The 21,718-nt window shown below is 69.3% G+C and carries 28 protein-coding genes and 1 tRNA gene; 7 read left to right on the forward strand and 22 right to left on the reverse strand.

Annotation, left to right across the window (positions count from 1 at the left end; genetic code table 11):
- Positions 1-2: 2 nt before the first annotated feature.
- Together FK268_RS04595 and FK268_RS04600 are read right to left on the reverse strand one after the other, a co-directional pair.
- The gene (locus FK268_RS04595) at positions 3-644 is read right to left on the reverse strand and encodes an NAD(P)-dependent oxidoreductase (protein ID WP_146431515.1); all 642 of its coding nucleotides are present in this window, start codon (positions 642-644) and stop codon (positions 3-5) included.
- A complete protein-coding gene (locus tag FK268_RS04600) occupies positions 641-1,075 on the reverse strand; it encodes a DoxX family protein (protein WP_146431517.1) in 435 nt (144 codons plus the stop codon). Before FK268_RS04600 ends, FK268_RS04595 begins: the two co-directional genes overlap by 4 nt.
- A gap of 100 nt (positions 1,076-1,175) precedes the next feature.
- Here FK268_RS04600 and FK268_RS04605 point away from each other — a divergent pair, with 100 nt between their 5' ends.
- Both FK268_RS04605 and FK268_RS04610 read left to right on the forward strand, forming a co-directional pair.
- On the forward strand, positions 1,176-1,511 hold the full coding sequence (locus tag FK268_RS04605) for a winged helix-turn-helix transcriptional regulator (RefSeq protein WP_146431518.1): 336 nt from the start codon (positions 1,176-1,178) through the stop codon (positions 1,509-1,511).
- Between the two features lie 28 nt (positions 1,512-1,539).
- Positions 1,540-2,316 (forward strand): dioxygenase family protein, encoded by a 777-nt coding sequence (locus tag FK268_RS04610; RefSeq protein ID WP_146431520.1) that lies wholly within the window; start codon positions 1,540-1,542, stop codon positions 2,314-2,316.
- Positions 2,317-2,326: 10 nt separating this feature from the next.
- On the opposite strand, the gene FK268_RS24625 is transcribed toward FK268_RS04610, so the two are convergent.
- The 7 genes from FK268_RS24625 to FK268_RS04640 form a co-directional block, all read right to left on the reverse strand.
- Entirely contained in the window at positions 2,327-2,500 is a 174-nt protein-coding gene (locus FK268_RS24625) for a hypothetical protein (protein WP_166443441.1), read from the reverse strand.
- 16 nt (positions 2,501-2,516) lie between these two features.
- Entirely contained in the window at positions 2,517-2,855 is a 339-nt protein-coding gene (locus tag FK268_RS04615; protein WP_146431522.1) for a DUF1801 domain-containing protein, read from the reverse strand.
- A gap of 118 nt (positions 2,856-2,973) precedes the next feature.
- Positions 2,974-3,046: transfer RNA gene (locus FK268_RS04620), tRNA-Ala, on the reverse strand.
- Positions 3,047-3,088: 42 nt separating this feature from the next.
- On the reverse strand, positions 3,089-4,372 hold the full coding sequence (sepX, locus tag FK268_RS04625) for a divisome protein SepX/GlpR (RefSeq protein WP_146431524.1): 1,284 nt from the start codon (positions 4,370-4,372) through the stop codon (positions 3,089-3,091).
- 141 nt (positions 4,373-4,513) lie between these two features.
- Positions 4,514-5,143 carry a GNAT family N-acetyltransferase gene (locus tag FK268_RS04630; protein ID WP_193560235.1) on the reverse strand — a complete coding sequence of 210 codons (630 nt, stop codon included), beginning with the start codon at positions 5,141-5,143 and terminating at the stop codon, positions 4,514-4,516.
- Positions 5,144-5,148: 5 nt separating this feature from the next.
- Positions 5,149-6,390: a molybdotransferase-like divisome protein Glp gene (glp, locus tag FK268_RS04635; RefSeq protein ID WP_146431526.1), complete on the reverse strand. Its 1,242-nt coding sequence runs from the start codon at positions 6,388-6,390 to the stop codon at positions 5,149-5,151.
- 13 nt (positions 6,391-6,403) lie between these two features.
- Positions 6,404-7,303, reverse strand: a complete 900-nt coding sequence (locus tag FK268_RS04640) for a UTP--glucose-1-phosphate uridylyltransferase (RefSeq protein WP_146431528.1) — start codon at positions 7,301-7,303, stop codon at positions 6,404-6,406.
- A 71-nt stretch (positions 7,304-7,374) separates the two neighbouring features.
- Between FK268_RS04640 and FK268_RS04645 the strand changes: the two genes are divergently transcribed.
- On the forward strand, positions 7,375-7,926 hold the full coding sequence (locus FK268_RS04645; RefSeq protein ID WP_231706907.1) for a 5-formyltetrahydrofolate cyclo-ligase: 552 nt from the start codon (positions 7,375-7,377) through the stop codon (positions 7,924-7,926).
- A gap of 72 nt (positions 7,927-7,998) precedes the next feature.
- Here FK268_RS04645 and FK268_RS04650 read toward each other — a convergent pair whose 3' ends face one another.
- On the reverse strand, positions 7,999-8,562 hold the full coding sequence (locus FK268_RS04650) for a TetR/AcrR family transcriptional regulator (RefSeq protein WP_158636038.1): 564 nt from the start codon (positions 8,560-8,562) through the stop codon (positions 7,999-8,001).
- Between the two features lie 74 nt (positions 8,563-8,636).
- Here FK268_RS04650 and FK268_RS04655 point away from each other — a divergent pair, with 74 nt between their 5' ends.
- From FK268_RS04655 to FK268_RS04665, 3 genes are all read left to right on the forward strand, one after another.
- On the forward strand, positions 8,637-8,894 hold the full coding sequence (locus FK268_RS04655; protein ID WP_146431532.1) for an FmdB family zinc ribbon protein: 258 nt from the start codon (positions 8,637-8,639) through the stop codon (positions 8,892-8,894).
- Positions 8,894-9,697, forward strand: a complete 804-nt coding sequence (locus FK268_RS04660) for an acyl-CoA thioesterase (protein WP_146431534.1) — start codon at positions 8,894-8,896, stop codon at positions 9,695-9,697. Before FK268_RS04655 ends, FK268_RS04660 begins: the two co-directional genes overlap by 1 nt.
- An 88-nt stretch (positions 9,698-9,785) precedes the next feature.
- Positions 9,786-10,418, forward strand: a complete 633-nt coding sequence (locus tag FK268_RS04665) for an SAF domain-containing protein (RefSeq protein ID WP_146431536.1) — start codon at positions 9,786-9,788, stop codon at positions 10,416-10,418.
- 2 nt (positions 10,419-10,420) lie between these two features.
- Here the strand turns inward: FK268_RS04665 and FK268_RS04670 are convergent, their stop codons facing one another.
- Genes FK268_RS04670 through FK268_RS04680 form a run of 3 tightly spaced genes read right to left on the reverse strand, consistent with a single transcriptional unit; the run spans position 10,421 to position 12,682 of the window.
- Entirely contained in the window at positions 10,421-11,104 is a 684-nt protein-coding gene (locus FK268_RS04670; RefSeq protein WP_146431537.1) for a GNAT family N-acetyltransferase, read from the reverse strand.
- A 52-nt stretch (positions 11,105-11,156) separates the two neighbouring features.
- Complete coding sequence (locus FK268_RS04675; protein ID WP_231706938.1) at positions 11,157-12,158, reverse strand: PrsW family intramembrane metalloprotease; 1,002 nt, start codon at positions 12,156-12,158, stop codon at positions 11,157-11,159.
- Positions 12,158-12,682 carry a hypothetical protein gene (locus FK268_RS04680; RefSeq protein ID WP_146431541.1) on the reverse strand — a complete coding sequence of 175 codons (525 nt, stop codon included), beginning with the start codon at positions 12,680-12,682 and terminating at the stop codon, positions 12,158-12,160. The genes FK268_RS04675 and FK268_RS04680 overlap by 1 nt, the downstream gene beginning before the upstream one ends.
- A gap of 69 nt (positions 12,683-12,751) precedes the next feature.
- On the opposite strand from FK268_RS04680, the gene mscL reads away from it, so the two are divergent.
- Positions 12,752-13,201, forward strand: coding sequence for a large-conductance mechanosensitive channel protein MscL (mscL, locus tag FK268_RS04685; protein WP_146431543.1), 450 nt, complete (start codon positions 12,752-12,754; stop codon positions 13,199-13,201).
- Between the two features lie 239 nt (positions 13,202-13,440).
- On the opposite strand, the gene FK268_RS04690 is transcribed toward mscL, so the two are convergent.
- From FK268_RS04690 to FK268_RS04730, 9 genes are all read right to left on the reverse strand, one after another.
- Positions 13,441-14,064, reverse strand: coding sequence for an MspA family porin (locus FK268_RS04690; RefSeq protein ID WP_231706939.1), 624 nt, complete (start codon positions 14,062-14,064; stop codon positions 13,441-13,443).
- A gap of 237 nt (positions 14,065-14,301) precedes the next feature.
- On the reverse strand, positions 14,302-15,009 hold the full coding sequence (locus FK268_RS04695; RefSeq protein WP_146431545.1) for an MspA family porin: 708 nt from the start codon (positions 15,007-15,009) through the stop codon (positions 14,302-14,304).
- A 70-nt stretch (positions 15,010-15,079) separates the two neighbouring features.
- Entirely contained in the window at positions 15,080-15,688 is a 609-nt protein-coding gene (locus tag FK268_RS04700; RefSeq protein WP_231706940.1) for an MspA family porin, read from the reverse strand.
- 363 nt (positions 15,689-16,051) lie between these two features.
- The gene (locus tag FK268_RS04705; RefSeq protein WP_146431549.1) at positions 16,052-17,527 is read right to left on the reverse strand and encodes a hypothetical protein; all 1,476 of its coding nucleotides are present in this window, start codon (positions 17,525-17,527) and stop codon (positions 16,052-16,054) included.
- A gap of 154 nt (positions 17,528-17,681) precedes the next feature.
- Positions 17,682-18,380 (reverse strand): MspA family porin, encoded by a 699-nt coding sequence (locus tag FK268_RS04710; protein ID WP_146431551.1) that lies wholly within the window; start codon positions 18,378-18,380, stop codon positions 17,682-17,684.
- Between the two features lie 71 nt (positions 18,381-18,451).
- Entirely contained in the window at positions 18,452-19,108 is a 657-nt protein-coding gene (locus FK268_RS04715) for an MspA family porin (protein ID WP_146431552.1), read from the reverse strand.
- A 426-nt stretch (positions 19,109-19,534) separates the two neighbouring features.
- Positions 19,535-19,750 carry a hypothetical protein gene (locus tag FK268_RS04720; protein ID WP_146431554.1) on the reverse strand — a complete coding sequence of 72 codons (216 nt, stop codon included), beginning with the start codon at positions 19,748-19,750 and terminating at the stop codon, positions 19,535-19,537.
- Complete coding sequence (locus FK268_RS04725) at positions 19,747-20,352, reverse strand: MogA/MoaB family molybdenum cofactor biosynthesis protein (RefSeq protein WP_146431556.1); 606 nt, start codon at positions 20,350-20,352, stop codon at positions 19,747-19,749. Before FK268_RS04725 ends, FK268_RS04720 begins: the two co-directional genes overlap by 4 nt.
- A 14-nt stretch (positions 20,353-20,366) precedes the next feature.
- Positions 20,367-21,674, reverse strand: a complete 1,308-nt coding sequence (locus FK268_RS04730) for a S1C family serine protease (RefSeq protein ID WP_146431558.1) — start codon at positions 21,672-21,674, stop codon at positions 20,367-20,369.
- Positions 21,675-21,718 lie beyond the last annotated feature (44 nt).

Below are 21,718 nucleotides of genomic sequence, written 5' to 3' on the forward strand. Positions count from 1 at the left end.
GATCAGTACGCGACCGAGAACCGCTCGCGGTGGTGCGCCGGGGTGAGCACCTCGTCGACGAAGGCGATCGCGTAGTCCTCGCCTGAGATCTCGGAGTTTCCGTCGGCGTCCGTGAGCAGCAGGTCGCCGCTCGTACGGAAGGCGCCGCGCTTCTCGCCGGGATTGAAGGAGCCGTACGCCGCGGCCGGGCTCAGGTAGAACCAGTCCACGTCGTCGACGGTGCGCAGGTAGTCGAGCGCGCGGTCGTGCTCCTGGGCGATCGGCTTCACCGCATCGGGGAACGACGGGGTGTCGACCAGCTTGGGGCCGCCCTCGGCGACCAGCAGGCTGCCGGCGCCGCCGACGACGCCGAGGCGGGCACCGGTGGCGCGTGCGGCGGTGACGAGTGCCTCCAGGGCGGTGGGCAGGTCGGTGCCCTCGCCCGACGGTGCAGCGGTCGGCAGAGCCGAGACGATCACGGCGGAGCCCTCGACGGCGCGGGCGACGAAGGCCGGGTCGGTCACGTCGCCGGCCTCGGCGGTCGCGCCCGCCGGGACCTTCGCGATGTCGCGGGCGACGCCGACGACCTCGATGCCGCGGGCGAGCGCCTCAGTGGTGATGTGGCCGCCGGAGTAACCGGAGGCGCCGAAGACGGTGATCCTCACTTCGCCACCGCCTTCGAACGACGGTTGAGCAGGTGCGTATCGGCGGCGAGCGGGCCGTGCGAGGCGATGCCCACGGCGATCAGGCCGGCGATGAGCGCCAGGGGCAGCTCGTAGCCGCCGTTGCTCGCGAAGAAGCCGGCGTCCCAATGCACGAAGATGATCGCGCCGAGCATGTCGATGATGCCGAGCACCGCGACGATCGGCACGGCGAAGCCGATGATCAGTGCGGCGCCGCCGACGAGCTCGACGATGCCGGCGAACCACGCGGACAGGGTGGGAAGCGGGACACCCATTTTGTCGAAGTTGGCGGCGACGCCGTCCATGCCGAACGTGACGAACTTCTGCCAGCCGTGCGCGAAGAAGATGACGCCGAGGATCACCCGGGCGATCGTGGATGCGAGGCCTTGGCCCCGCTCGAGCTGTGCGGCCATGCGGACCACTCCGTTCTATTGTTGAAGCTTCAAGCGTGCGCTACCATAGAAGCACATACAAATCGTAAGCGCAATACATCCGTACGTGTAAGGTTTCCTCATGGCCGAATTCGACGTCTTCGCGAAGAACTGCCCCTCGCGCGATGTCTTCGCGCACGTCACAGGGCGGTGGGGCGCCCTCGTCCTGGGACGGTTGAGCTCGGAGCCGCAGCGCTTCGGCGAGATCCGCCGCCAGGTGGAGGGCATCAGCGATCGCATGCTCACGCAGACGCTGCGCGCACTCGTCGACGACGGCCTGGTCACCCGGTACTCCGCCGGCACCAATCCGCCGCACACCGAGTACCGGCTCACTCCCGCCGGCACCGACGTGGCGGCCGCCGTGCTGCAGTTGGTGGAAGCCGTCGAGACGGCCATGACCACCGCGCAACGGTCGTAACGCGCTTCCCACGCTCGAAAGGGATGCCATGACCCCCATGCCCGCGCTGTTCCTCAGCCACGGCGCACCACCGCTCGTCGACGACCAGCGGTGGGTCTCGCAGCTGCGCCGCCTCGCCGCCGACCTGCCGCGGCCCGAACAGATCCTCATGGTCTCCGCACACTGGGAGGCCGCGCCACTCACCGTGGGCGCCACGGATTCCCGAGTGCCGCTCACCTACGACTTCGGCGGCTTCCCCGAGCGGTACTACCGCACCGTCTACCCCTCCCCCGGCGCGCCGGAGCTGGCGGATCGGATCGCGGCAATGGCACCCGACGATCAGCCCGTGCACCGGGACGAGCGGCGCCGGCTCGATCACGGCGCGTACGTACCGCTGACCGTGATGTACCCGGAGGCCGACATCCCCGTCCTCCAGGTCTCGCTCCCCACGCTCGAGCCGGAAGCCCTGTTCGGCCTCGGCCGCCGATTCGCGGAGCTGCGCGAGGAGGGCGTGATGATCATCGGCTCCGGGTTCACCACCCACGGCCTGCCCTTCCTCACGGACCCGAGCGCCGACGCCGTCGCGCCCGGGTGGTCCCGCGAGTTCGACGCGTGGGCGCACGAGCGCTTCGCCGACGGTGACGTGGACGGGCTCATGCGCTTCCGCGAGGAGGCCCCCGGCATGCCCTATGCGCACCCGCGGATCGAGCACTTCGCGCCGCTGTTCGTCACCCTCGGCGCGGCGACGGATCCCGAGGCCGCGCCCGAGGAGCCCATTGACGGCTTCTGGATGGGCCTGGCCAAGCGCAGCATCGTCGCGGCCTGAACCGCCGGAATCAGGCGTCGGCGACGTACTCCCGCCAGGCCGCGTCGCCGGATTCGAGGCGATCGACGATCTCGCCACCGTCGCAGCGCAGCAGCGCCACGACGACCGCATCGTCGGAGCGACTCAATACGGCCCAGGTGCCGCCGGAATCCTCCCAGCGCCACAGTTGGTCGAGCGGGGTCATCGCCGACGGTGGGCCGTCAGGCGACGGCCTTCGCGACGAGTGCCGCGATCCTCGCCTCGGTCTCGGCATCGAGCGCGGTGATGTTCCAGACGATCGGATGCATCGTGGCGCCGTCCTCGAAGGCGGGGTTCACCGTCTCGCCGAAGCCGAAGGCCACGTAGGTCTCCCCCGGCTTGATGTAGCAGACGTCCTCGCCGCCGCCGACGTAGAACGGCAGGCCCCACCGCACGACCGGCTCGAGCCCGGGGGCGTTCTCGCGGATGATGGCGTGCACGCGCTCGCCGATCTCGGCGTACGGGGCGGGCATCGCGCGGAGCTTGGCGAGCACGGCGGCGTCGCCCTTCTTGGTGAACACGAGGAGCCTCCTGGCGGTTCGACGGCGGTCTCCACCCTACGCGGACCCGCCACCCGGACAACGAGATCGGGCGGGGTTCTGATTTCTCAGAACCCCGCCCGATCTGCGGTTTCCTCTGTGGAGCTAAGGGGAATCGAACCCCTGACCTCCTCGATGCGAACGAGGCGCGCTACCAACTGCGCTATAGCCCCTTGCGGAACTCGAATACCTTAGCAAGCTCCGCGGGCAAACTGTTAACCGACCTTGCGCTCGTAGGGTTCCCGCAGGTCAGCGGGGCGATCGAGGAAGTCGAACTCCTCGGCGCGGTAGCGCGGCAGGTGGTCGAAAGCAGGATCCTCGTCATCGATCTCCATGACGATGCAGCCGCCCCGGCGCAGGTGCGCCGGCACCCCGTCGCGCACCTCGGCCTCGCGGGCGCGCTCACGCCGCGCACGCTCGAGCCGGGCCATGCGCCGACGACGGATCTCGGACTCGATGCGCACCGTCCGGCGCAGGTAGGTCAGGTACACCACGAGGGCCAGCACCACGGCGCCCAGGCCGTACCAGGCGAACGGGACGTTCATCAGGCCCGCCCCCAGGGCGACGACGGCGAGCACGCCCAGCACCAGCGTCACGCGCTGGCGGAACCGGAAGCGCGCCTCGGTGAGGCGGGCGTCGTTCTCGGGGTCGTAGCCGCCACGACGACGGCGCGGCTCGGCCTCGCCGTCCTCGGCGGAGTACTCGGCATCGGCGTACTCGTCGGCGAGCTCGTCGTCGTCGAGCTCGTCGTCGTCGGCGCGCGCGGGCCGGGCGACGGGGGCGAGCTCCTCGGTGAGCTGCTCGTCCGCGGGCACCTCGTCGACGTCCTCGTCCACGAACTCGACGGCGTCGTCGCGCGACGCGTCCTCGCCCCGGGCCTCGTCGGCTGGGAGCTCCGCGGCCGGGAGCTCCGCGGCCGGCTGGATCTCGGCGACGGGCTCGGCCACCGGCTCGTCGACGGGCGCGGTCACGCGCCGGACGATCGGCTCCGCCTCCGGCGCGGCGGCATCGCTCTCGGCCTTCACAACGGGCTTCGCCTCGGGCGCATCGAGATCGTCCAGGTCCACGACCTTCGCCTTCGCGCGCATAGCGGCCCGCTCGACGGTCGGGATCGGGGTGGTGTCGCCGTCCATGGGGCTGGATCCGTGCAGGTCGTCGACGTCGGAGTCGACGTAGGCGTGCGCCTCGGCCTCCTCGTCGGCGAGCTGCGCGGCCTCCACGGCCCCGTCTGCCTTGCCGAGCACGATGCGGCCGTCGACGTCCTCGTCGTGGTCCTGGTCGGCAGGGGCCTCGTCGGCGCGGGCCTCGGCGACGGTGGCCGCGGGGCGGATACGACGGCGCACGGCGCGGGTGGCGGAGCCGCCGCGGTGCAGCAGTCGGGTCTTCAGCGTCGCATCGGACACCTGGTTCACCTTGGGGTGCCGCGCGGCGAGCATCGGAACGAGCACCACCAACCACGCGACGATCAGCCCCACCCAGAGCAGTGTCTGCGGGATCATGTCGGCTCCCTCCGGCAATCAGCGTGCACGGATCACATCCGTGTAAGTCGCCTTGAAGGCTATTTCACCAGGATGGATCAGCGCGCCCGACGCGCCGTAGCGAAACCCCAAAAATCTCAAACAGTCACTTCAGTCACACGGCTAGAAGCGTGCGCGACCCGAGCGCACCACCCGCGCGACCATCGAATCGGCGACCTCCTCGGCCGTGATCGCGACGAGCAGGTGGTCCCGCCAGGCACCGTCGACGTGCAGGTACCGGCGCAGCAGGCCCTCCTCGCGGAAGCCCGAATTGCGCAGCACGGCACGCGATCCGCCGTTCTCCGGCCGCACCGTGGCATCCACGCGATGCAGGCCGAGCGTCCCGAAGCAGTGGTCGACGGCGAGCGCCACGGCCACCGTCGCCACCCCGCGCCCGGTGACGCGCCGGTCGACCCAGTACCCCACCCACGCGCTCTGCAGCTGGCCGCGGGTGATGTTGCCGATGGTGATCTGGCCGGCGTAGGCACCGTCGACCTCGATGACCATCGGCACGATCGTCCCGGCCCGGGCCTGCGAGCGCAGCGAGGCGCACAGCGGGGTCCACTGCGACGCGGCGTGCCGGCGCTGCCAGTTCACCTCGCCCGACGGTTCCCACGGCTCCAGCTCCGCACGGTTGAGCAGCCGCAGGCGCGACCACTGACGGCCGTCGCGGGCGCGGATGGGCCGTAGCCGCACGACGCCCGCAGCCGTGGTGAGCGGCCCGAGTTCGACCTGCCAGTTCGCTCCGAACACCGCGGTCAGCCGCGCTGGGCGAGGAACGCGACGACCACGTCGTCGCCCGCGCGCACCTCGGTGACCTCCGGATCCACGACGATGAGGCAGTTCGCCTCGGCCAGGCTCACGAGCAGGTGGGACCCGTTGTCGGGGATCGGCGCGACCATGAACTCGCCGGAGTCCTCGTCGCGCATGAGCTGACCGCGCACGTACTCGCGGCGCCCGGCGGGCGACTGGTGCGAGGCGGCGCTCTTGGCGGTGACCAGGCGGCGCATCGGCTGGCGCTTGCCGAGCGCGATGCGGATGAGCGGCCGGACCATGACCTCGAAGGCGACCAGCGCGCTCATCGGATTGGACGGCAGCAGGAAGGTGGGCACCTGGTCCTGGCCGAGGGTGCCGAAGCCTTGCACCGACGCGGGGTGCATCGCGATCCGCTCCACCGCGAGGTCGCCGAGCTCGACGAGGGCGGCGGTGATGTCCTCGGAGGCGCTGCCGCCCAGAGCGGAGGTGATGATCACGACCTCGGAGCGCTGCAGCTGCGCCTCGACGGCCTCGCGCACCCCGTCGGTGCCGACGATGCCGACGCGGTGCACCTCGGCGCCGCAGTCGCGCGCGGCGGCCGCCAGCGCGTACGAGGCCACGTCGTAGACCTGGCCGGCGCCGGTCTCCCGGTCGATGTCGACGAGCTCGCGGCCCACCGAGATCACGGCGACGCGCGGCCGCGGGTGCACGGAGACCTTGTCGCGCCCGACGGCGGCGAGCAGGCCCACCTGCGCAGGGCCGACGACGGTGCCGCGGCGCACGGCCACGTCGCCCGGCTGGACGTCGTCGCCCGTGCGGCGCACGTACTGGCCCGAGCGGACCGCGTGTCCGACGCGGACCTTGGACAGGCCACCGTCGGTCCACTTGTCGGGGAGGACGGCGTCGGCGAGCGTGGGCAGGGGCGCACCGGTCTCGACCTTGACGGCCTGGCCGGGCTGCAGGCGGATGGGCTGGCGGTTGCCGGCCCGCACCTCGCCGACGACCGGAAGGCTGACGATGATCTGCTCGCCGGTCTCCTCGTCGGTGCCGCCGGCGTTCGCGACGTCGACGGAGCGGACCGCGTAGCCGTCGATCGCGGCCTGGTCGAAGGCGGGGAGAGCGTTCTCGACGACCACTTCCTCCGCGCACATCAGGCCCTGCGCCTCGGAGATCCCCACGCGCACCGGTCGCGGCGCCACCGCCGCCGCCGTCACCCGTGCCAGATGGTCCTCCACGGAGCGCATGTCGTCGGGCCTCCTAGTTGTTCAGGCGATCCTGCAGCCAGTCGCGCAGGTCGGGACCGTAGTCGTCGCGGTCCAACGCCAAGTCAACCGCAGCCTTGAGGTAGCCCCCGGGATTTCCGAGGTCGTGTCGGGTTCCGCGGTGCACCACCACGTGCACCGGATGCCCCTCACTGATGAGCAGGGCGATGGCGTCGGTCAGCTGGATCTCGCCGCCCGCGCCCGTGTCGATGCGGCGCAGCGCGTCGAAGACGGCCCGGTCCAGCAGGTAACGGCCGGCCGCCGCGTAGTTCGACGGTGCGTCCTCGGCCTTGGGCTTCTCGACCATGCCGTTGACCTTGAGCACGTCGGGATTGGCGGCATCGGGAACGATCTCCACATCGAAGGCGCCGTAGCTGCTGATCTGCTCCGGGGAGACCTCGATCGCGCAGAGCACCGAGCCGCCGCGCTTCTCGCGGACCTTCGCCATGGTGGTGAGCACGCCGATCGGCAGCACCAGATCGTCGGGCAGTAGCACGCTCACGGCGTCCTCGTCGTCGTCGAGGACGGGCTCGACGCAGGCCACGGCGTGACCCAGGCCCAGCGGCTTCTCCTGGATGACGGCCTCGGCGTGGATCAGGTTCGGGGCGCGGCGCACCTTGTCGAGCATCGCGGTCTTGCCGCGCTTCTCCAGCGTGCCCTCGAGCACGAGGTCCTCGACGAAGTGGGCGACGACGCCGTCCTTGCCCGGGCTGGTCACGATGCACAGCCGCTCCGCGCCGGCCGCCGCGGCCTCCTCGGCCACCAGCTCGATGCCGGGGGTGTCGACCACGGGAAGCAGCTCCTTGGGCACCGTCTTCGTCGCGGGGAGGAAGCGAGTTCCCAGGCCGGCGGCGGGAACGATCGCGGTCTTCGGAATGGACGGGGTGGTGGTCATTCCCCCACCTTAGGCTAGGTCACACGAAGGTAACGATCGGAGTGCGCGGATCACAGTGCGAGGATGGTGTGGTGTCCGACTCCGATGACGCTCCCTCCGGCACTGCGTCCAAGGCGGCCTGGCGCACATGGTTCCGGCGCCGTCGCGCGGGGATGAGCGCGGCTGAACGCGCTGCCGCTGCGGACGCCTTGACCTCGGTTGCAGCGTCGTTGGACCTGGGTCCGGTGGTGGCGGCGTACGTGCCGGTGGGCTCGGAGCCGGCGGTCGCGCTCGACCGACGAGTGCTGCTGCCCGTCACTCCCCCGGAACCCGGACCACTGGACTGGGCCTGGTCCGGCGAGCTCGCGCCGGGGCCGTTCGGGCTGCTCGAGCCCGCGGGGCCGCGTCTGGGCGCGGGCGCCCTGGCCTCGGCGTCGACGGTGCTGCTGCCCGCGTTGGGGGTCTCGCGCGCAGGCGTGCGCATGGGGCGCGGCGCGGGCTACTACGACCGCTCCCTGCGTCCCGGCCCCCGGCTGATCGCGGTGGTCTACGACCACGAGCTGGTGGATGCGCTGCCCTCTGAGCCCACGGATGTGCCCGTGCATGCGGCACTGACCCCGTCGGGGCTCGTCGAGTTCCTGTGAATCCACGGGTGAGAGCGCCAGGAGGCCAGATTCGGCTTCGTGACGCTGTGCGCCGTGGATTCACGGCGTCGGTTAGATCAGGAGGCGGGAGATGTACTTCTCGCCGTAGGCACGCAGCGCGTCGGAATCGCCCACGTCCAGGCCGGTGGGCGAGTTCGACAGCAGTGAGCCGGTGATCCGCAGCATGAGATCGGTGACGGAGCAGAGCTCGGCGTAGTCCTGCTCGGCACCGGAGTTCCGCAGCCGGATCACGATGCCCTGGATCAGCAGGTCCCAGACGCCGCGGGGGATGCGCAGGAAGTACTCGGGCTCGGCGGCGAGCACCTTGGACACGGCCAGATTGGCGGCGGCCTGCTCGACACTCAGCACGAACACCTCGACGAGGGTCTGCTGCGGGGTGTACCCGACGATCGTCTTGTCGAGCTTGCGACGCAGCGTGCGGATCTCGATGGCCACCACGCGCGCGATCAGCTGATCACGGTTGGGGAAGATCCGGTACAGCGTGCTGCGGGAGACGTGCGCCTGTTTGGCGACCTGGTCCATGCTGACCCCGGGGATGCCGTTCGCGGCGATCACCTCGCGCGCCGCGTCCACGATCCGCCGGGCCGGCGACGGCGTGCGCGGGAGATCGGTCATGGCGGTCATCGTATCCGCTCACATGCTTGGCACTCGAATCAGCGGAGTGCTAATCCGAGGGGTAGAATCAGCAGGTGCCTACCTATTCGTATCAGTGCAAGGAGTGCGGAGAGGCCTTCGACGCTGTCCAGTCCTTCTCCGACGATCCGTTGACCGTGTGCCCGAACTGCGGCGGTCCCCTGCGGAAGCTGTTCAACTCCGTCGGAGTGGTCTTCAAGGGCAGCGGCTTCTACCGCACCGATTCCCGCAGCTCCAAGGCCGATACCACGGCCAAGTCGGAGACGAAGAGCTCGTCGGACACTGCCGCCAAGGTCGACAAGGCCACCAGCTGATGTCCCACCCGTTCGATCAGGCGACGGTGGTCGAGAAGGTCGACGGGGTCTTCCGCGCGCACACGCACCCGGCCTACAACAACATGGTCGGCCCGTTCGGCGGCATCACCGCCGCCACGGTCGTCGCGGCGCTGCAGGCGCACCCCGATACCCAGGGGCATCCCCTGAGCCTGACGATCAACTACGCCGCACCCATCAGCAACGGCGAGTGGGACATCACGATCACCGTGCTGCGCACCAACCGCACCAACCAACACTTCACCTTCCTCATCGAACAGGGCGACGGTGCCGTCGCCTCCGGCACCGCGGTGTTCGGCATCCGCCGCGACACCTGGTCCGCGACGGAGCTGGAGTTCCCGCAGGTCGGCGCACCGGAGGACTACCCGGAGCTGCCCTTCCCCGAGTTCATCGAGTGGGCCAAGAACTACGAGACGCGCTTCGTCGAGGGCAGCCTGCAGCTCGAGGGTCCGCAGGACTCGTCGACCACCACGCTGTGGCTGCGCGACAAGCCCGCGCGGGCGCTGGACTACCCCGCTCTCGCGTCGCTCGCGGACGCCTTCTTCCCCCGCGTCTTCCTGCGCCGCGGCACCTATCTGCCGGCGGGGACGATCTCGCTGACGACGTACTTCCACGCGAGCCCCGCGGAACTCGAGCAGCAGTCCGACGACTACCTGCTGGGCACCGCCCGCGGCGCCCGCTTCGGGCACGGTCACTTCGACCAGTACGCCCAGCTCTGGAGCCGGAACGGCACGCTCCTGGCGACCACGCACCAGATCGTCTACTACAAGGACCCGTCGGCCTGATACCGGCGGGTATCCACAGGTTCGGGGTTATCCACAGGAGCCCTCGCGCGGCACTCGGTCCGACGGTCCGCCGTCGTAGCGTGCGGGCATGGACTCCTTGCAACCGACCGGCGCGGAACGGATCCGCGCCGCCCTGCGGCCCGGGTGGGCGCGCACGCTGACGGCGCGCCGGGCCGCCGCCGCGGCCCTGGCCGTACTGGCACTCGTCGTCGCGCTCACCAGCCGGCCGAACGGGCCGCAGGCGCAGGTCCTCGTCGCCGCGCGTGAGCTGGGTCCGGGCGGCAAGCTCACGGCGGAGGACGTGGCGGTGCGCACCGTCCCGGCGGAACTCGCGCCGCAGGACGTACTGGCGAGCGCCGAGGACGCCGTCGGCCGTTCGGTGACGGGCCCGGTCGGCGCGGGCGAGATCCTCACGGGCCGGAGGGTTCTCACAGACCGCACCGCTGGACAGATCCGGCCCGGAGCGCGGCTCGTGCCGGTCTCGCTGCAGGATTCGGCAACGATGGACCTGCTCCGGCCGGGCGATGTGGTGGACGTGGTGGCGCAGCGCAAGGATGATTCCCCTGCGGTGCTGGCCCGTTCAGCGACGGTAGCCGTCGCCCCGGCAGCGCAGGCCACGCGCCAGCAGGCCCGTACGGCGATGCTCGCGATGTCGGAGTCCGAGGCCCACGCGGTGGCCGCCGCGGCGCTGAGTTCGCCACTGTCGGTGGTCTTCCGGTGAGGTCAGCTCTGCACGAGGTCCCAGTCCGCGAACCGTACGAAGCCGGCGCGGGCGGCGAGGGCGATCGACGCAGCGTTGTCGGTCTGGCAGCGGTACTGCGGCTCGCCTCCCGCCTCGAACGCCGCATGGCTCAACGCGTCCACGACGGCGAGCCCGTATCCCCTGCCGCGGTGCTCGGGCAGCGTCAGGACGCCCAGGTCCCAGAGCGCGGAGTCTTCGAACCGGTACGAGCTGCCGACGGCGACCAGGCGGTCACCGTCGAACGCGCCGACGGCGACGTCGTCGTCGAGATCCACGAGTGCGGCATCGAGGTCTTCCGCAGTGGCTCTCGCCTCGAAGCGGTGGAACGCCTCGACGTCGCCCTCGCCGAGCCGCCGGACGTCCGGCCGTGCGGGCCGACGGTCCGCGTGGCTCGCCTCCGGCAGGTAGAAGACGTGGTCGGCGCCGTGCAGCCGCAGTCCGGCGGCGGCGAGTGCGACGTGCAGCGCCGCGGCGTCGGCAGGACACCCGATCTCCGCGGCGGTGGCGGGCGTCGTCGCGGCGGCGACGGAACCGTCGGGCGAGGTGAGGGTGACGAGCCGGAGTCCGTCGTCGAGGCCCGGGCTCACGACGAACCGGAAGGGCACGCCCGCGTACGGGCCGTCGAAGACGGTGCGCCAATAGCGATCGACGGCAGCGGAGAACATGCCCGAATACTCTCCCGCTGCGACCGATTCGGACAAATGGTTTTCGGCACGATCAGCCGACGCGGTAGGTGAGCTCCCGGATCAGCCACTTCTGGCGCCGCCGCGCGACCTCGGCGACGGCGGGCCCGTAGTAATACCGCAGGTACTGCTCGCCCGCGCGGCGCTCGGCCCGGGTGGGCAGCGTGGCGAGCTCGGCGGGCGGGGCCAGTGCCGCCGCCTCGGGGGTGCGGATGGCGCGCCGAAGCCACTGTCGTTGTTCCACGAGCATCCACCACCACGCGCCGGCGAGCAGCGACACGGTCACGGTGCACTTGAGCATGATCAGCAGCAGTGTCACGCCCACGGAGTGTTCGCCGTTGGGCGCGTTCCACCAGAAGTGCAGGAGGAAGGAGAGCGCGATCGGCAGGGCCGCGAGGTGCGGCCGGATGCGCACCAACGCCAGTCCGAGCGCGAAGAAGCCGGTGTACACCCAGTGGGATTGGAACCCGAAGAAGGCGCGGATCAGGCTCACGGTGAGCGCTCCGACCGCATCCGATTGGGCGTCGCGCATCGCGAAATTGAGGGCGTAGGAGAGGTTCTCGACCACCTGGAAGCCCAGGCCGGCGAACGCGCCCACCGCGAAGATCTGCAGCGGGCGGCGCAGTCGATCCCGGTAGAGCACGAGCAGCAGTGCCACGCCGGCGCCCTTGATCACCTCCTCGTCGAGCGGACCCACGAGCGCCGCACCCCACAGGGTGGAACCGGGATCGTCGAGGACGTCGTTGACCGCATCCGAGGCGTAGCCGTTGATCTGCAGCGCGAGACCGCACGCGCCGATCGCACCCCACGCGAACGCCCACCCCCAGGCGCTGCGGACCTGGGCGTGCGATCGGTCCAGCGCCCAGATCAGGAGCGCGACGAGGCCCGCGGCGATCAACACAATCGGTAGTGCGACGGCGATGGCCTCGCCCGATTCGCCGAAGCGCGGGAACAGATCACGAGCCTCGATGACGCCGCCGATCAGAAGGCCGGCCGCGAACACCCAGAAGGAAATCGTGGTGAGCTGCGCGCGCATCACGCCTCCCGCATCGACCGGACCAGCGCGGTCAGGTCCGCGACGGCCCCGTCGGGCCCGCGAAGGGTGAGCACCGTGACCAGCAGTGACGACCGCCCCACCACCGCGCACTCCCCCGACTTACCGCCGCCGGAGGCCGTGCAGCTGCGACCGGTGAACTGCTCGCCGCGAACGTCGCCGGTGAACCGCGCGTCCACGCCGCCGGCTTCGAGCGCCCGCAGACGCCGCGGGGCCGCGGTGGTGAAATCGGTCATTCCCGTGGTCAGCCGAACCGAGAGCGAGCTGCCGCTCGGGTGGACGAAGCGCACGACATCCGCTTGGCCGGAAGGGATCTTGTCCCAGCCCGACGGTGCCCGGAAATCCACGCCCGCATCGTCGTCGCCGACGCGGTAGGTGTGATCCGCCACCGGTGTCCGCGGCGTGGGCACCGCACGTTCGAGTCCGTACCAACCGGCGGCGAGACCGCCCACCACCAAGATCACACCTACCGACACGCTCGCGTCCCCTGCGCGGGACCTGTTCATGTGACTATCATAAGTCTGAAACTACAACATACGTAACTGTGGTTACACCTCCACGAAGGACTGACGAACATGCTCAAGGGATTCAAAGACTTCCTCCTCAAGGGCAACGTGCTGGACCTCGCGGTCGCCGTTGTCGTCGGCGCCGCGTTCACCGCGATCGTCACCGCATTCACGGAACATATCGTGCAGCCGCTCATCGCCTCGATCGGCGGCGCCAAGGACGTGCAGGGTCTCGCCTGGCAGATCGTGGACGGCAATGACAAGACGACTGTGGACCTCGGTGCCGTGATCACCGCGGGCATCAACTTCATCCTCGTCGCGGCTGTCGTCTACTTCATCCTCATCCTGCCGTACGAGTCGCTCAAGAAGCGCGCCGGAAACGCTGCCGCCGAGGACGAGGTCGACGTGCTCGTCGAGATCCGCGACCTGCTCGCGGCCCAGGCCTCGCAGCCGCAGGGCGGCGCGCACTCCGCTCTGCCGCCGACGGGTCAGTTCCCCTCGCAGAAACCGCAGATCTAACAACAACCACAACCAAACGAATGCCGGCCTCCCCGCGCGGGGAGGCCGGCATTCGTTTGGTCGGAGGCGTCCTCTCCGTCAGCGAGTCGACAGCCCACGCGGCCTCCAGCGGAAAGCCCTGGCGGAGCGGATGCCGATAACCCAGCGGCGCCCGAAACGGGGATCCCTTCCGCAACAGACGCCACGGTGGCCCCGTACCGAGGTAACGAGGCCGCCGTGTCCACGGATCGCTCCGCGTCCTATCCCAGGGTGAACCGATCGCCCCAGGCGAGAACGGTCCCCTCCGAGTCGCCGATCTGTGCCGTCACGATGACGTACAGGCGAGCCTGCGCGTAGCCGCCGCAGCCGTCGACGCCGATCGTCTGATCGGCGTAGTTGAAACTGCCGCTTCCCCCCTTGAAGTCGAAACTGGTCGAGGGGTCGAACGATGCACCACGCGGTTTGATCTCGTCGCCCGGCTTGGGCCAGGTGGCGCGGTCGAAGGTCAACGACTGCACACCGACCTGTCCGGCTGCGAGGCTGAGCGACCCGCCCGTCTCGGCGCTGAGGCTTGGTGAGACCGACAGAGGGTTGCCCCCCTTCGAACTGTCGAATCCCACACCGGAGTCTGCGGTTCCATTAACACCCACGCTCGCGTCGCCGACCTGCACCTGGCAGCCGACCGCGTAGCCGGCTTCGATAGTTCCGGCATCAGCGTCGGCACCGGTCAACTTGACACTGATCGCGCCGGTCACCCAGGCATTGCGCGTCGTCGGCAGCGCCACCATGCCGGGCGACAGCCTCGCCTTCTGCCCCTTGACCGTCACGGTGATGGAGCCGGAGCCCACCTTGACCGTCTTGACCGTGTCACGCAAGGGGATCACCGTGTCCGCACCGGAGGTGGCCGCGGGAGCGAGCAATCCGACGGTGAGTGCACCGGCGGCGGCGAGTACAGCGGCGTGCGTTGTCCTGATAGGCATTCGAGTCCTTTCTGAGCCGTTCACGACGACGTCGAACGGCAGGTCTCTGAACCTAGCAGCCCAAGGGGCACCTAATCACGGTCATGACCACGCATGTAACACGGAATAGCGATTAATTCACACCGCCGTGACACCGCGCGGTCAGCCAAGCGTGAAGGGCTTGCCCCACAGGATCACGGTGCCCTCCGAGTTCCCCACCTGCGCCTTGACCTTCGCGAAGAACTTCGCCTGTGCGTAGCCGGCACAGCCGTCGACACCGATCGTCTGATCGTTGTACGACAGCGAGCCCGATTTGCCGGCGAACTTGAACCCGGTACCGGGTTCCGCGAACTTCGGCGAGATCTCGTCGCCGGGCGACGGCCACTTGGAGCGGTCGTAGGTGAGCATCTGTGTGCCCACAGAGCCGGCCTTGAGCGAAAGGGAACCCCCCGTCGACCCGCTGGCCTTGGGCGTGACGGACAACGGGTTGTCAGCCGAGCTGTCGAATCCGACGCCACTGTCGGCCGTGCCCGAGAACTTCACATTCGCCGCTCCGACATCTACTTGACAGCCGACGACGTAGCCGGCCTGGATCGATCCGCCGTTGGCCTTGGCCCCGTCGATCGTCGCCGAAACGATGCCCGAGACCCACGCGTTGCGCGTGGTGGGCAACGCGACCATGCCGGGTGACAGGCGCGCCGAATGGCCCGAGAGGGTGATCGTGACCGTTGCTCCGCCTACTTTCTGGGAGACGGTCGAGGTGCCGAGATTGAGCACGGTATCGGCATTGGCAGTGGCGGTCGTGAGGGCGCCGGCGGCGATGCCGGTAGCAGCGATGGCGGCAGCGGCGCGCAGGGTGGTGCGATTCATGAATTCGTCCTTCGTGGTTCGGATTCCGCGCTCGGGGCGGTGAAGAGCGGCTCGTCGGCCGTGACGTGGGTCAGCCCAGGGAGAACGGCGCGCCGTACAGGAAGCCCTGAATCCGGTTGCTGCCCTTGATCTCCACATAGGTCACTACGCGTGCCTGCGCATAGCCCGTGCAGAACGGAATGTCGACGTTCTGGTCCTTGATCACGACCTCGTAGGTGCCGGCCTTGGTGAACTTGATCGAGTCGAGCGCGCTGGGCTGGTCGGACTGCCCGTAGCCGGTGACACTGGAAGTCGCACCCGGCGACAGCGGAATGCTGAGGCTCGGCGACACTCCACCGAGATTGGCCGTAATTCCCTTACTCGATGCGCCCGCGCTGGGTCCTGTGACGTCGATGCCGCCGCCGATCTGCCCAGGGAATTGACATCCTGAGACCAGTCCGACACCGAGCTTGCCCTGGACATCCTTCACGTCCGCGGGCACCTTCACCTCGACCGAACCGGTGGTCGTGAGCCAGGCGGACCGCGACTGCGGCGTCGCCATCGTCGGCTGGATCGCCGCGGCGTTCCCCACCGATTTCAGGACGATCGACCATCCGGCCGGCGCCGCGACGACTTTCTGCCCGCTCGGCAGCGGCCCCGCGTTCGCCGCACCCGCACCGATCGACGCGCCGACCACCATCGTCGCCACGACCGCGCCCGACTTCCACCCAGTGTTCCGCAACTCTCACCTCACCTGATCGATTCCGGAGCGCTCGCTCACGGATCCCCTCAGGTGCACACCCGCACGTTCGATTATGCAAGGCAACCCTTTGCACCCTTAGGTCAGCCAAACCTTAACACGGCCTAATCGGCGGATATGTCCGAGTTCGGATGCGCACTGCACGCAGTGACACGACCTGCGAAAATGCGCCCGTGGCGTGCGGAAGGTCACATTCCATCGGGGCGCGAACCACTCGGCCACTTCCCGCGAAAACGCAAACAGCGCACGCCTCCCGAAGGAGACGTGCGCTGTGCGCCGGGTCGGTGGCTACCGGGTGTTCGGTTACTTCTCAGCGGCGCCCGAAGACGACGAGTTCGACGACGAGCCGCCGGAGGAGGCCGCGTCGGAGGACGTCGAGCCCGATGCCGCGGAAGCGGAGGAGGACGAGCGCGACGACGAGCTCGAGGAGGTGGAGCCCGAGGGAGCGGAAGCGCTACCCGTGCTGCCGGTCGCGGACGCGGCGGGAGCAGCGGCCTCCGCCGCGGGCGCGGTCGCAGACTTGGCCGGCGCGGACCCGGCAGGGTGGCTCACGGTCTCGGATGTCGCGGGGGCTACGCTCTCCGCCGGGGTGCTCGCCGACGTGTTCGTGGCCGGTGCCGTGGGCTGCGCAGGCGTGACCGACGAGGCCGGGGTGGACGGCGCCGACGGAGTCGCCGGTGCGGAGGGCACCGCGCTCGCTGCGGACGACGCAGGCCGAGCGGCCTGGACCGGCGCCGCCGGGAGTTCAGCACCTGCGGCCGCCGCAGGAGTCACGAGCGACGCAGCATCCGAGACGGACGGCGTGGAGGAGCGCAGCGTCGCCGCCGAGGCGCTCGACGACACCGTGGCCGCCGCGGGGACGGTGGCGGCGGTGGTCGCCGGGGACAGATCAGCGAGCAGCTTGCCGACAGCCGTCGATGCGGCCGCGAGCTGGGCGCCCGGGTAACCGACGACCGCGTTCACCGACTTGGAGATCGCGTCGGTGATCAGCTTCGGAACGCTCCCCCACTGCCCGGTGAGGACTGCGTTGGGAACCGACGTGAGCAGGCCATAGCCGGCGGAGTACACGGTCTGGAAGACCTGCACCGCGCCCCATGCCGCCGCGACCGGGATCGCGGCGACGTTCAGTGCGTCGGTGACGATGTTCGGCACGGTGAGCGAGGGGAGGACAGAGGAGGATGCATCCGTGGACGCGATGGCCGCGGTAGCCGCCGGAGCCTTCGGCGCGACCGGTCCCGCGCCAGTGGTGATCCAGGTGAGCGAATCGTTGATGGCCTTCGTGAACAGCGACGGAACGCTACCCCACTGGCCGGTGAGAATCGCGTTCGGCACCGTGGTCAGCATCTTGTACCAAATGGTGTAGACACCCTGTGCGACCTGAACCACCTGCCACACGCCCGCGAGCGGGAGGCCCGCGGTGTTGAGGATGTCGGTCACGGCCGAGGGCAGCGCCGGGATGGTGATCGGTACACCGGATGCGGCAGCAGCGGGTGTCGGAGCCGCGACCGACTTCGCCGCACCCTGCACCGCTTGATCGGTGACGACGACGATCGGCGCGACGCCGCCCTGCGGCACGGCTGCTGCGGCCGGCGCACCTGCCACTGCGGAGGCGGCGACGTTCTTGAGGACGGCGGCCGGGGTGACGGCCGCGGTCGCTGCCGGGTGCGCGGCGGCGACGATCGCGGGGGTGGACGTCGCGGCGTTGGCGCCGGACACGGGGACGGCGGCGATGGCCGCGGCCGCGACGAGCGCGGCGATGGAGGTTGCCTTGCGATTCACTTCTTCAGCTCCCTAGGGCAGGACTTGCATGTGGCGGCGCCGGATCCTCGTACGGATCGGCGGCGCCGTATCCGATCCGTACGTTCGTGCCACTTCTTAGGAACAGCGAAGGCGGTGCCCGAACCGGACACCGCCTTCACGGTCTGTGGACCTATCAGCCCAGGGTGAAGGGCTTGCCCCAGAGGATCACATTGCCCTCGGAATTGCCGACCTGAGCATTGATCAGGGCGTAGAACTTAGCCTGCGCGTAGCCGGCGCAGTTGTCGACGCCGATGGTCTGATCCTGGAAGGACAACGAGCCCTTGTCCTTGCTGAACGAGTAGCTGTTGCTCGGAAGATTCCAGTTCGGCTTGATCTCGTCACCTGCCGACGGGAACTTCTTGCGATCGAAGGTCAGGTTCTGCACTCCGACCTGACCAGCGGCAAGACTCAGGCTGCCGCCGGTACCTGCGGTGGCAGTCGGAGCCATCGAGAACCCCTTCGAGCTGTCGAGGCCGACGCCGGAATCTGCCGTGCCACTCAGCTTCACGTTGGCCGCGCCGACCTGCACCTGGCATCCGACGACGTAACCCGCCTGGATGGTGCCGCCGCTGGCCTTGCCGTTCACCTTCACCGACACGGTGCCGGAGACCCAGGCGTTGCGGGTCGTGGGAAGCGCGACCATGCCGGGCGAGAGCACGGCATGGTGGCCCGTGAGAGAGATGGTGACGGAGCCGTCGCCCAGCTTCTGCGTGACGGTCGGGTTGTCGAGGTTGAGGAACGTGTCGGCGTTGGCCGTGCCCGTGGAGAGGGCACCCAGGGCCACGCCCGCGACGGCCGCCACAGCGGCGCCGCGCAGTGCGAGCTTCTTCATCAGAAATGATTCCTTCAAGGATGTCGCCACCCGAGGGTGGGCAAGAGTGTCAGGAAGACAGAGGGAGCGATTTAGCCCATGGAGAAGGGCGCGCCGTACAGGAAGCCCTGCACGCGGTTGCTGCCCTTGATCTCGACCCAGGTCACCACACGCGCCTGTGCGTAGCCCGAGCAGAAGCCCGAGTCCACGTTCTGGTCCTTGACCACCACGTTGTAGGTGCCCGACTTCGAGAACTTGATCACGTCGATGTTGCCCGGCTGATCACTCTGACCGAAGCCCGTGACCGAGGAGGTCTGCCCCGGGTTGAGCGGGAAGTTGACGTACGGCGAAACGCTACCGAGACTTCCGCCCACGCTAGTACCAACGCTCGCAGACGGCCCCTTCACGTCGACGCCGCCACCGACCTGGCCGGTGAACTGGCAGCCCCACACGACGCCGACTCCCAACTTGCCCTGGATGTCCTTGGCATCAGCGGGCGCCTTGACATCCAGCGTGCCGGTCGACGTGATCCACACCGAGCGCGACTGCGGCGTGGCCATCGTCGGCTGGATGTTGAAGGAGTTGTTCGACGACTTCAGGACTACGGACCAGCCCTCGGGCGCCGCGACGACCTTCTGGCCGCTCGGCAGCGGGCCGGCACTCGCGGTTCCGGCAGTGATCGAGGCGGCAGCTGCCACCGAGACCGCAACGACGCCTGCGCGTGCTGCGACCTTGCTCATCTTGCTCATTCGTTCCCCTCACCAGGAATCATGGTGTGACGCTCCGGTAGGAGCGCCGGCTCGGCGACTCACCCAGCCGCCTGCCGAATCCTGCACTTGGTCTCAGCGCAGAATCACTATCGGTTCCCCGGAAGTCTTCGCTGACCTTCGGTTCCCGCGGAGCATATCCTCAGCTTTCCTGGCGGCGCAACGGTTTCGATCTTTGTAAATGCAGAGTTCGTGAACCTATTCATCGCGATAGCAAATCGCCGACACATGCGCCCACCTGCACTTATAGGTCGAAGCCGTCGGTAACCGGTATCTACCAGCACTCCGGTTAGGGTGTGCTTCCTACTTAGAGTTCACTCAGATAACCCAGAGCCGTAACCTGATGGTTTCACCGGGGAGCCTGTGTGATTAGTCACACTACCAGCACGTTTGCTCCGCCAACGAATTTCAGCCGCCGTGGTGGGGCGGACGGTTCTCGCGGTACCAGCGCTCCGTGGGGTCACCGTCGGACCCGGAAACGGGTGACGCCGCACCCGAGCCGGGTGCGGCGCCGTCAGGCAGATCGTCCTTGGTCTGCGCGGGGAGAACGTCCCCGAAGATCCGCGCGACATCGCGCGCGGAGTACTTCCGGGGAGCGGGGTCGGGCGTGGGCGTGGGCGTCACCGTGCCTGATCGTCCCCACCGGCGATGTGCCGGATCACGTGGGTCGCGAGCGGGGTCAGCGTGGCCATGCCGTCACGGATCGCGGCGCGCGAGCTGGCGAGGTTCACCACCACGGTGCTACCGGAGACGCCCGCGAGGCCCCGCGAGAGTCCCGCATCGGTCGCGCCCGCGGCGAGCCCGGACGAGCGCAGCGCCTCACAGATACCGGGCAGCTTCTTGTCGAGGATCTCCTCGGTGGCCTCGGGCGTCACATCGCGGGCGCCCACTCCCACGCCGCCGATCGTGACCGCCAGGTCGACTCCGCCGATCACCGCGGTGTTCAGCGCGTTGCGCACGTCCACCTCCTCGGCGGGGACCACGACCACGGCGTCGACCTCGAAGCCCGCCTCCTCCAGCAGCTCCGTCACCAGTGAGCCCACGGACTTGCCGGCCCCGGACGCACCGGAGGTGCCGGGCTGCAGGTGATCGTCCACCACCACGACGAGCGCGCGACCGATCACCCCGGCCCCGTCGAGGGCCGCATCATCGAGTGCCGGCACGTCCAACGCCTCGTCCTCCAGCCACTCGTCCGCCGACCGGCTCTGGCTCATCTCCGCGGTCATCTCCACTCCTCGTCTCACTTGTCCAACTTGTCGAGCGTCACCTGTTTGGACACCGGACTCGTAGCACTCTGGCTATCGAGGTAGGTAACGGTCACGGTAGTCCCCGGCGGGTAGGCGCGCACGGCCCCGATCAATCCGTAACCGTCGGTGATCTGCAGATCGTCCACCTTGGTCACGAGCGCCCCCTTCGGGATCCCGGCGCGGCCGAAGCCGCCCGTCGCTGAGACGTCCACCACCAGGGCGCCCGGCCGGCTCACCGAGGCCCGCGGATCCACCGTGATACCCACGGCGGCGTGCGTGGCCTTGCCCGACTCCATCAGCTCCTTGGAGATCCGCTGCACCTGGTTCGACGGGATCGCGAAGCCCAGACCGATGCTGCCGCCCTGCTGGCCCGTGGTCCGGGAGCTGCCCAGCGTCGCGATCGACGAGTTGATGCCGACGAGGCGCCCTGTCATGTCCACCAGCGCGCCGCCCGAGTTGCCCGGGTTGATCGCCGCATCCGTCTGCACCGAGTTGATCACAGTCGCCTGGTCCGAATCCTTACCGCTGGTCGCCACGGGACGGTTCAGGGCCGAGACGATGCCGCTGGTGACCGTGCCGGCCAGCCCCAGCGGGGCGCCGACGGCCACGACCTCCTGGCCGACGCTCAGCTTCCCGCTGTCCGCGAAGGCCAGTGGCTTCACATCGTGCTTGTCCGTCTGGATCACCGCGAGATCGGTGATCGGATCCGCGCCCACCACGACCGCGTTGCTCACGCTGCCGTCGGAGAAGGACACCGTCAGCTTGCCGTTACCGGCGATGACGTGGTTGTTCGTCACGATCTTGCCGTCCGCGGTGACCACCACGCCCGAGCCCGACGACTCCGAGTTCCCTGCCTGGTTGTCGATCGAGACCACCGCGGGCAGCACGCTCTGCGCCACGTCCTGCACCGACCCCTTGACCACTGCGGGCGCGTCGCCGCCGGACACCGTCACCGTCGACGACGCCGAATCGCTCGATCCCCACACGAGGTACGCGCCGGTCACCGAGAGCAGCGAGGCTATCAGCGCGATCGCGACGCCCATCGCCACCAGGGCGCCCATTCGCGGCCCGCGCGCCGGGGGCGGAGTCGTGGTCACCGTCGGCAGGCCGCCCGGGACCGCGTAGCCCGACGGTGCGCCGCCGGGCGCCGCCGCGTACGGGTTCGAGTACTGCTGGGTGGGCCGGTACTGGCCCTGCCCCGGCTGCCCCTGGCCGGGCGTCTGCTGGCCCTGGCTCGGCACCTGCTGGCCCTGGCCCGGCGCCTGGCCCTGCTGATACGGATTCTGCGGACCCTCGGTCATGGAGCCCCCTCCTTCGTCTACTTCCCCGCCCACACTGCACACGG

Origin of the sequence: Tsukamurella sputi (assembly GCF_007858445.1) — a bacterium.
GTDB lineage: Bacteria > Actinomycetota > Actinomycetes > Mycobacteriales > Mycobacteriaceae > Tsukamurella > Tsukamurella sputi.

Excerpts from the sequence above, each read along its gene's own strand:
- FK268_RS04600 (WP_146431517.1), bottom strand. The coding sequence starts at position 1,075 with ATGGCCGCACAGCTCGAGCGGGGCCAAGGCCTCGCATCCACGATCGCC.
- FK268_RS04605 (WP_146431518.1), top strand. The coding sequence starts at position 1,176 with ATGGCCGAATTCGACGTCTTCGCGAAGAACTGCCCCTCGCGCGATGTC.
- FK268_RS04610 (WP_146431520.1), top strand. The coding sequence starts at position 1,540 with ATGACCCCCATGCCCGCGCTGTTCCTCAGCCACGGCGCACCACCGCTC.
- FK268_RS24625 (WP_166443441.1), bottom strand. The coding sequence starts at position 2,500 with ATGACCCCGCTCGACCAACTGTGGCGCTGGGAGGATTCCGGCGGCACC.
- sepX (WP_146431524.1), bottom strand. The coding sequence starts at position 4,372 with ATGATCCCGCAGACACTGCTCTGGGTGGGGCTGATCGTCGCGTGGTTG.
- glp (WP_146431526.1), bottom strand. The coding sequence starts at position 6,390 with ATGCGCTCCGTGGAGGACCATCTGGCACGGGTGACGGCGGCGGCGGTG.
- FK268_RS04640 (WP_146431528.1), bottom strand. The coding sequence starts at position 7,303 with ATGACCACCACCCCGTCCATTCCGAAGACCGCGATCGTTCCCGCCGCC.
- FK268_RS04650 (WP_158636038.1), bottom strand. The coding sequence starts at position 8,562 with ATGACCGATCTCCCGCGCACGCCGTCGCCGGCCCGGCGGATCGTGGAC.
- FK268_RS04660 (WP_146431534.1), top strand. The coding sequence starts at position 8,894 with ATGTCCCACCCGTTCGATCAGGCGACGGTGGTCGAGAAGGTCGACGGG.
- FK268_RS04665 (WP_146431536.1), top strand. The coding sequence starts at position 9,786 with ATGGACTCCTTGCAACCGACCGGCGCGGAACGGATCCGCGCCGCCCTG.
- FK268_RS04670 (WP_146431537.1), bottom strand. The coding sequence starts at position 11,104 with ATGTTCTCCGCTGCCGTCGATCGCTATTGGCGCACCGTCTTCGACGGC.
- FK268_RS04675 (WP_231706938.1), bottom strand. The coding sequence starts at position 12,158 with ATGCGCGCGCAGCTCACCACGATTTCCTTCTGGGTGTTCGCGGCCGGC.
- FK268_RS04680 (WP_146431541.1), bottom strand. The coding sequence starts at position 12,682 with ATGAACAGGTCCCGCGCAGGGGACGCGAGCGTGTCGGTAGGTGTGATC.
- mscL (WP_146431543.1), top strand. The coding sequence starts at position 12,752 with ATGCTCAAGGGATTCAAAGACTTCCTCCTCAAGGGCAACGTGCTGGAC.
- FK268_RS04695 (WP_146431545.1), bottom strand. The coding sequence starts at position 15,009 with ATGAATCGCACCACCCTGCGCGCCGCTGCCGCCATCGCTGCTACCGGC.
- FK268_RS04700 (WP_231706940.1), bottom strand. The coding sequence starts at position 15,688 with ATGGTGGTCGGCGCGTCGATCGGTGCGGGTGCGGCGAACGCGGGGCCG.
- FK268_RS04710 (WP_146431551.1), bottom strand. The coding sequence starts at position 18,380 with ATGAAGAAGCTCGCACTGCGCGGCGCCGCTGTGGCGGCCGTCGCGGGC.
- FK268_RS04715 (WP_146431552.1), bottom strand. The coding sequence starts at position 19,108 with ATGAGCAAGATGAGCAAGGTCGCAGCACGCGCAGGCGTCGTTGCGGTC.
- FK268_RS04725 (WP_146431556.1), bottom strand. The coding sequence starts at position 20,352 with ATGACCGCGGAGATGAGCCAGAGCCGGTCGGCGGACGAGTGGCTGGAG.
- FK268_RS04730 (WP_146431558.1), bottom strand. The coding sequence starts at position 21,674 with ATGACCGAGGGTCCGCAGAATCCGTATCAGCAGGGCCAGGCGCCGGGC.